7 protein-coding genes are annotated in these 6,478 nt (G+C 45.6%); 6 read left to right on the forward strand and 1 reads right to left on the reverse strand.

What is annotated here, in order from left to right; genetic code table 11:
- Positions 1-265: 265 nt before the first annotated feature.
- Entirely contained in the window at positions 266-730 is a 465-nt protein-coding gene (gene tnpA, locus ACY69O_RS00515; protein ID WP_462331516.1) for an IS200/IS605 family transposase, read from the forward strand.
- Positions 731-854: 124 nt separating this feature from the next.
- On the opposite strand, the gene ACY69O_RS00520 is transcribed toward tnpA, so the two are convergent.
- Positions 855-1,511 carry a DUF805 domain-containing protein gene (locus ACY69O_RS00520; protein WP_462331517.1) on the reverse strand — a complete coding sequence of 219 codons (657 nt, stop codon included), beginning with the start codon at positions 1,509-1,511 and terminating at the stop codon, positions 855-857.
- Between the two features lie 170 nt (positions 1,512-1,681).
- Between ACY69O_RS00520 and ACY69O_RS00525 the strand changes: the two genes are divergently transcribed.
- The 5 genes from ACY69O_RS00525 to ACY69O_RS00545 all read left to right on the forward strand — a co-directional run.
- Positions 1,682-2,302 (forward strand): hypothetical protein, encoded by a 621-nt coding sequence (locus ACY69O_RS00525; protein WP_462331518.1) that lies wholly within the window; start codon positions 1,682-1,684, stop codon positions 2,300-2,302.
- Positions 2,303-2,575: 273 nt separating this feature from the next.
- Complete coding sequence (locus ACY69O_RS00530; protein ID WP_462331519.1) at positions 2,576-3,871, forward strand: O-acetylhomoserine aminocarboxypropyltransferase/cysteine synthase family protein; 1,296 nt, start codon at positions 2,576-2,578, stop codon at positions 3,869-3,871.
- A gap of 277 nt (positions 3,872-4,148) precedes the next feature.
- Complete coding sequence (locus tag ACY69O_RS00535) at positions 4,149-5,120, forward strand: bile acid:sodium symporter family protein (RefSeq protein ID WP_462331520.1); 972 nt, start codon at positions 4,149-4,151, stop codon at positions 5,118-5,120.
- Between the two features lie 182 nt (positions 5,121-5,302).
- The gene (locus ACY69O_RS00540; RefSeq protein ID WP_462331521.1) at positions 5,303-5,845 is read left to right on the forward strand and encodes a type IV toxin-antitoxin system AbiEi family antitoxin domain-containing protein; all 543 of its coding nucleotides are present in this window, start codon (positions 5,303-5,305) and stop codon (positions 5,843-5,845) included.
- Positions 5,845-6,478: nucleotidyl transferase AbiEii/AbiGii toxin family protein (locus tag ACY69O_RS00545; RefSeq protein WP_462331522.1), on the forward strand; the 634-nt coding region annotated here is incomplete at its 3' end. The genes ACY69O_RS00540 and ACY69O_RS00545, both read left to right, overlap by 1 nt.

Here is a 6,478-nt window from a genome sequence, read left to right on the forward strand (position 1 = left end):
CAGCAAGATGATTCAGCTCATGCTGAGCGTTCTTGTACAGCATCTTGATGCTGTCTACAGCGAATTTATGGCACAGGTTTGGGGCAACTGAAAAGGGTAACAAAAAAGCGCAGGCACCGAAATGGTGTCTGCGCAATTTTTGTATAAAGAAAACCACGCGATAGTCGCGTGGTTCAGTAGAGCTTAAGCGATGAAAGAAAAACTCCCGATGTGGTAATATAATCACGACCTGCCAGTCATGAAACCACATCAGGAGGAATTGCTAGTGAAATCAAAAGATGAGAACAGTTTAGCACATACAAAATGGAATTGTAAATACCACATAGTCTTTGCACCTAAGTACCGTCGTAAAGTCTTTTTTGCGGAAAAGAGATTGGCAATACGTGATATGTTGCGGACATTATGCCAATGGAAAGGCGTAGAGATAATAGAAGGTGAAATATGTCCGGATCACATACATTTGTTGGTAACTATCCCACCTAAAATAAGTGTGTCAGGATTTATGGGATATCTGAAAGGTAAAAGCAGCCTAATGATATTCCAGAAATATGGAAACATGAAATTTGCATATAGAAATAGAGAATTTTGGTGCAAGGGGTATTATGTAGATACAGTGGGAAAGAATACCAAAGTAATAAAAGAATACATAGAAAATCAATTGAAACGTGATAAAGAATCAGATCAGCTAGCCTTGTTTGACCCGAAAGACCCGTTTACGGGTAGCAAGTAATCAACGCATGGCTGGCAGGCCAAATTTTGACGCATTTATGCGTAGCTAGTTTAGGATAGGGCTATGCCCGAAAATGAAATACCACCCGCTACGCGGGTGGATTTTTATTGTGTTCTGAAATGAATCAATCCAGCGGGTCCGGACCGTATTCGTTTTCGCCATGGGTTCCCGGTACAAAAAGCAGATAAAGGGAAAGAATACAGCTGATAACGGACAGGGCTAAAAATAAATAGCCCAGCGGTTCATGGGGAGGGATAAAACCGTAATCCCCGAAAGGCGGCTGCCATGGGAAGAAGAATGCCGGCATAAAATACATAACAGCATCGATGCGCATGAGATTGTCAGCCCAAAAACCATCGCGTCCCATGTCGTGCAGACGGCGGGTGTTCAGCTTGAGCTGGAAAGGAAGCGTTACTGACGCTGCGAATGCAAGAACGAACTCTGTGGTTCTTGTACGGAATACATCATCGACGAATGACGCGATAACACAGTAGATAATCATACCGAGGAGACCGACGACGAGAGTGCGTTTGAAATAACGCAGACGGTTAAGCCGCCCGTCCGACTTCATAAAATTTTCGTAGAAGCCTACATCAGGCGTGCGCTGCTTCTTCGGCGGATTGTTTTGCAGGACGGCGGATATGGTTGTCTGCTGCTGCGGAACTGCCGGCGCTGCCTGTGGTGTGTCTGCACCCGGAAGCTGTTTGCCGCACTCTCCGCAGAAACGCGAGCCTGCGGTGACTTCTTTGCCGCAGAACGGGCAGAATTTTACTTCACTCATTTTCATTTTCCTCCTTGTAAGAGAATCCTCTATCATACGAAACATCATTTTACATATATGAACGAAGAAAAGCAAGCACATGAAAAATATACAATGTATTCTTCAGACAATTTTTGTTTTTTGCTGTATAATAGCATTTAGTTTTAATCAAATTCCAAGGAGGAGCATAAATGAAATTCACGAAAACTTTTGCGATTTTTATCGCGATGCTGACGCTCTGCCTTGCTTTGGCAGGCTGCGGCAAGAAAGAGGACCCGGAAACAAGCATGAAGGTCTACACGAAGGCTGTTCTGCATCAGGACGAAGACAGCCTGAAAAAGACGGGATTCGACAAGAAGGACATACACGACACGCTGCTGAACAATTTTGCTGATGCATTCCTCAGCACAAGCGGCGGTTTATACAGCCGTGAGCAGGCTAACCGTATCGGTGAGGTTTACCTCAAAAAGCTTAAAAAGGTAGATATCGGAGCAAATGGCGGCACAGTAAATGGCGACACTGCCAAGGTAAATATTGTTGTAGGACAGATTGACATGAGAAAGCTGGGCGAGCCTGCAGTTATTTACCAGATGCAGAGAGAGCTTATGAGACACCCTGAGCTTCAGACAAGACAGCAGCAGACGGATTTCATAACGAAAATGCTCATCAGGATTCTTGAGGATATGCCTGTTGGCGGCGCGGTTCCTGTCAATGTAGAGTGCAAATACGACACTCTGAAGGGCATGTGGGTTCCGAAGGATCCTGACCGCTTCATGGAGGATCTTGAGGACGCAATCGTTAAGACGTTCTGATTAAGTGAATGCCTTCTCCTTTTGGAGAAGGCATTTTTAATGCGTTCATTTAATGAAGAAAGTTTGTTCAGACGGTAAAATAAAAGGGCTGCATACCGTATTTCTTTTGACATGAGAAACACTTTTGGATAAAATTTAGTGTGCTGATTGTAAATTTGTAAAAAATATTTATTAAACCTATTGACATAGTAGGAATATTTGTTATAATCTAAACATACTAAGTTTGTATGTTTAATCAGACAGATATTTCAGAAAAAGAGAGAGGGTATCATCATGGCAAAAGAAAGAGAATTCAAATTTGAGACACTTCAGCTGCACGTTGGACAGGAGCAGCCGGACCCGGCAACAGGCGCGCGCGCAGTTCCTATTTATCAGTCCATGGCATTTGTTTTCAACAACGCTCAGCATGCGGCTGACCGTTTTGCTCTGAAGGACGCGGGATTTGTTTACGGACGTCTGACGAACCCGACGGAGGATGTTTTCTCCCGCCGTATCGCAGCTCTTGAGGGCGGCGTCGCTGCAGTATCCGTTGCTTCCGGTGCAGCAGCTATCACCTACGCGCTGGATGCTCTCGTACAGACAGGACAGCACATCGTCGCAGCTACGACAATCTACGGAGGTACATTCAATCTTCTCCAGCATACGCTGCCGACCCACGGTGTCACGACAACATTTGTTGACCCGACAAAGGGACCGCAGGTGTTCGAGGAAGCTATCAAAGAAAATACCCGCGTTGTTTATATCGAGACAGTGGGCAACCCGAACGCAAACATCATTGATATCAAAGCAATTGCTGATATCGCACATAAGCACGGTCTGCCGCTGGTAGTAGACAACACCTTCGCTACACCGTATCTCGTCCGTCCTATTGAGTACGGCGCAGATGTTGTAGTCCACTCCGCTTCCAAATATATCGGCGGCCACGGCACCACACTCGGCGGTGTCATCGTTGACGGCGGCAAGTTTGACTGGGTTAAGAGCGGCAAATTCCCGCAGCTGGTTGACCCGAATCCGAGCTACCACGGCATCAGCTTCGCAAAAGATGTAGGAGCTGCGGCTCTCGCAACATATATCCGTACGCTTACGCTGCGTGATGAGGGCGCTACACTTTCTCCGTTCCATGCGTTCATTCTCCTGCAGGGCACAGAGACGCTCTCCCTGCGTGTTGACCGCCACACGGAAAATGCGCTCAAGGTCGTCGAGTACCTTGAAAAGAATCCGCATGTCGCAAAGGTCAACCACCCGTCCCTCAAGAGCCATCCGGATCACGAGCTCTACAAGAAATACTTCCCCAACGGCGGTATTTCCATCTTCACCTTCGAAATCAAGGGCGGAGAGAAGGACGCACAGAAATTCATCGACCATCTCAAGGTATTCTCGCTGCTGGCAAACGTTGCAGACGTCAAGTCCCTCGTTATTCACCCGGCAAGCACGACGCATTCCCAGATGACCGACGAAGAGCTTTTGAACTCGGGCATCACCCGCACAACAATCCGTCTCTCCATCGGTACGGAGCATATCGACGATATCATTTGGGACCTTGACCAGGCTTTCAAGGCTCTCGACTAATATCAATAGTAAAAATAATCCCGAGGCGTTTTTCGCGCCCCGGGATTTTTATGTGCAATGTAGTCTTTCAGGTATATACGATTTTGATGTCCTCGGCAAAATCATGAATATGCCTGATTGAGAAAACTGTAACTCGATTTTTCTTATTCTGCCAAGGATTATTTGATTTAATATTTTCATAAATTAACTTGACAAGTTTACACATGAAGTATATGATAGGAAACATCGCAGGATAAATATATGTCCGCGTATAATAGACAATTTGGAGGGATTTACAATGGAAAGATTGAAACAGGCATCGCATTTATTGGCATCGCATACGGCGGGATTCGTCATTTTTGCGGCCATTATTGCTTTTTTTGTGCCGCAGATGTTTGGCTGGGTAAAGGGGATCAGTCAGATTATCATTCTTTCCGTGATTATGTTCAGCATGGGTCTTACCCTTACATTAGATGATTTCAAGGTGCTGGCTGCACGTCCTTTCGATATTTTCATCGGTGCTGCCGCTCAGTACCTCATCATGCCGTTCTCGGCGTATTTCCTTGCGAAGGGCCTCGGCCTTTCCAATGAGATTGCGGTTGGACTTATTCTCGTTGGCTGCTGCCCGGGCGGTGTTTCTTCCAACATCATGAGCTTCCTCTGCCGTGGAGATGTACCGTTCTCCGTTGGCATGACGACGGCTTCTACGCTTCTTGCTCCGATTATGACACCTGCCATGGTGCTTTTCCTTGCGGGGGAACGCATTGAGGTTCCGGCGGCAGGCATGTTCCTTACTATTATTGAGACGGTTATCGTTCCGGTGCTTCTCGGTTTCTGGCTTAACTATCGTTTCGGCGCTACGGAGACAATGGAGAATGTACGTGAAATCATGCCGTCTATCGCTGTTATCGGACTTGCTCTTATTGTTGGCGGCGTTATCGCTCTCCTGGGCGGAAACTTCTTCAACGCAGGCGTGATTATCTTCCTGGCTGTTCTGGTTCATAACGGTGTTGGCTACGTCCTCGGCTACACGGTAGGCCGTATTACGGGCATGAACACGGCAAAACGCCGCACGCTGTCCATCGAGGTCGGCATGCAGAACGCAGGTCTTGCAACGGGCCTTGCAGTTGCACACTTCGCAGCTTATCCGCACGCTGCGCTGGCATGCGCGGTTTCCTGCGTATGGCATTCCATCTCCGGAACGCTTCTCGCAGGCTGGTTCGTACGCCGTGACGAAAAACAGGAAGAAACAGCTGCAGCTATGGGCTGAAAATATTAAATCTGATTGCTGGCGGGAGTCACTTCGTGGCTCCCGCTTTTGTGTGCCCAATCGACAATTATTTGGCAACGGTACTTACGTAATGTTTTTTTCTTCTGTTTATGTTATACTTTTAGTAAAGATAGGTAAAATACAAAGTTTTACCGATGATTTATGAAAGGAGTGGCTGCATTATGCTTATGGATTACATGGTTTGTGAGAAGAAATATGCCAATGCATATCAAATCAAACAGGCATTAAATGATAAGCGCATCTATCGCATTGAGCGTGGGATATATTCCACTCGTCCGAATGTTTCCGAGTTGGCGGTTATTCAAAAGAAATATCCTAAGGCTGTTTTTACAAAGGAAAGCGCCTTTTATTACCATGGGCTGACTACAGATATTCCTGACTATTATTATATTGCTACCCCATCAAAGTCAGCACGATTAAAGGATCAGAGGATAAAACAGGTCTATGTGCCGGAAAAGCTGTTTCCTTTGGGAGTGATAGAGCAGGAAGTAGAAGGAAATAAAATTCGTATATATGACAAAGAACGAATGCTGATTGAATTGCTGCGGTATAAAGATAAGCTCCCTTATGATTACTACAAAGAAATTTTACGACATTATCGTGAAATGCTCGAGAATTTGGATATTGAGCGAGTGCAGGAGTATGCAAGTGTTTTTCCTAAGAGCAAAATGCTGTGGAAGCGGCTTGATGAGGAGGTCTTTTGATGTCCAGGTTACAGGACTGGCTTGTGAAAATTGAAGAACAGGGCTATCGTGGGGCTAATGCACGGGCACGGCTTTGTCAGGACATAGTGTTGGAAGCTATTTCAAAGGGAAAGCTTAGCCGTCATGTCACCATAAAAGGCGGTGTCGTTATGCGCAGTCTGACGGGTGATATTCGCAGAGCTACACAGGATATGGACATAGATTTTATTCGGTACTCTTTGGCCGATGAAGCTATTAGGAAATTCGTAAAAGATATCAATGTATTTGAAGATATTCGCATAGAGATTGTCGGAACGATTGAACCATTGAAGCACCAGGATTATCAAGGCAAGTGCATCAATATCCGTATATATGATAATGACGGAATGACGATAGACAGCAAAATTGACCTGGGCGTACACAAAGACCTCACTATACAGCAGGAGGAATATTGTTTTGATGTCTGTATGGATGATGATGGTGCCAGTTTGCTCATCAATTCAAAGGAACAGATGCTGACGGAAAAACTTCGCTCGCTTTTGAAGTTTGGTCCGCTTTCTACACGCTTTAAGGATGTCTTTGATATTTGCTATCTGGTTGACCATGTAAATTATCAAGCACTGAACAGCTGTATAATACATTATATATTTGATG

The sequence above is a fragment of the Schwartzia sp. (in: firmicutes) genome, assembly GCF_978017985.1.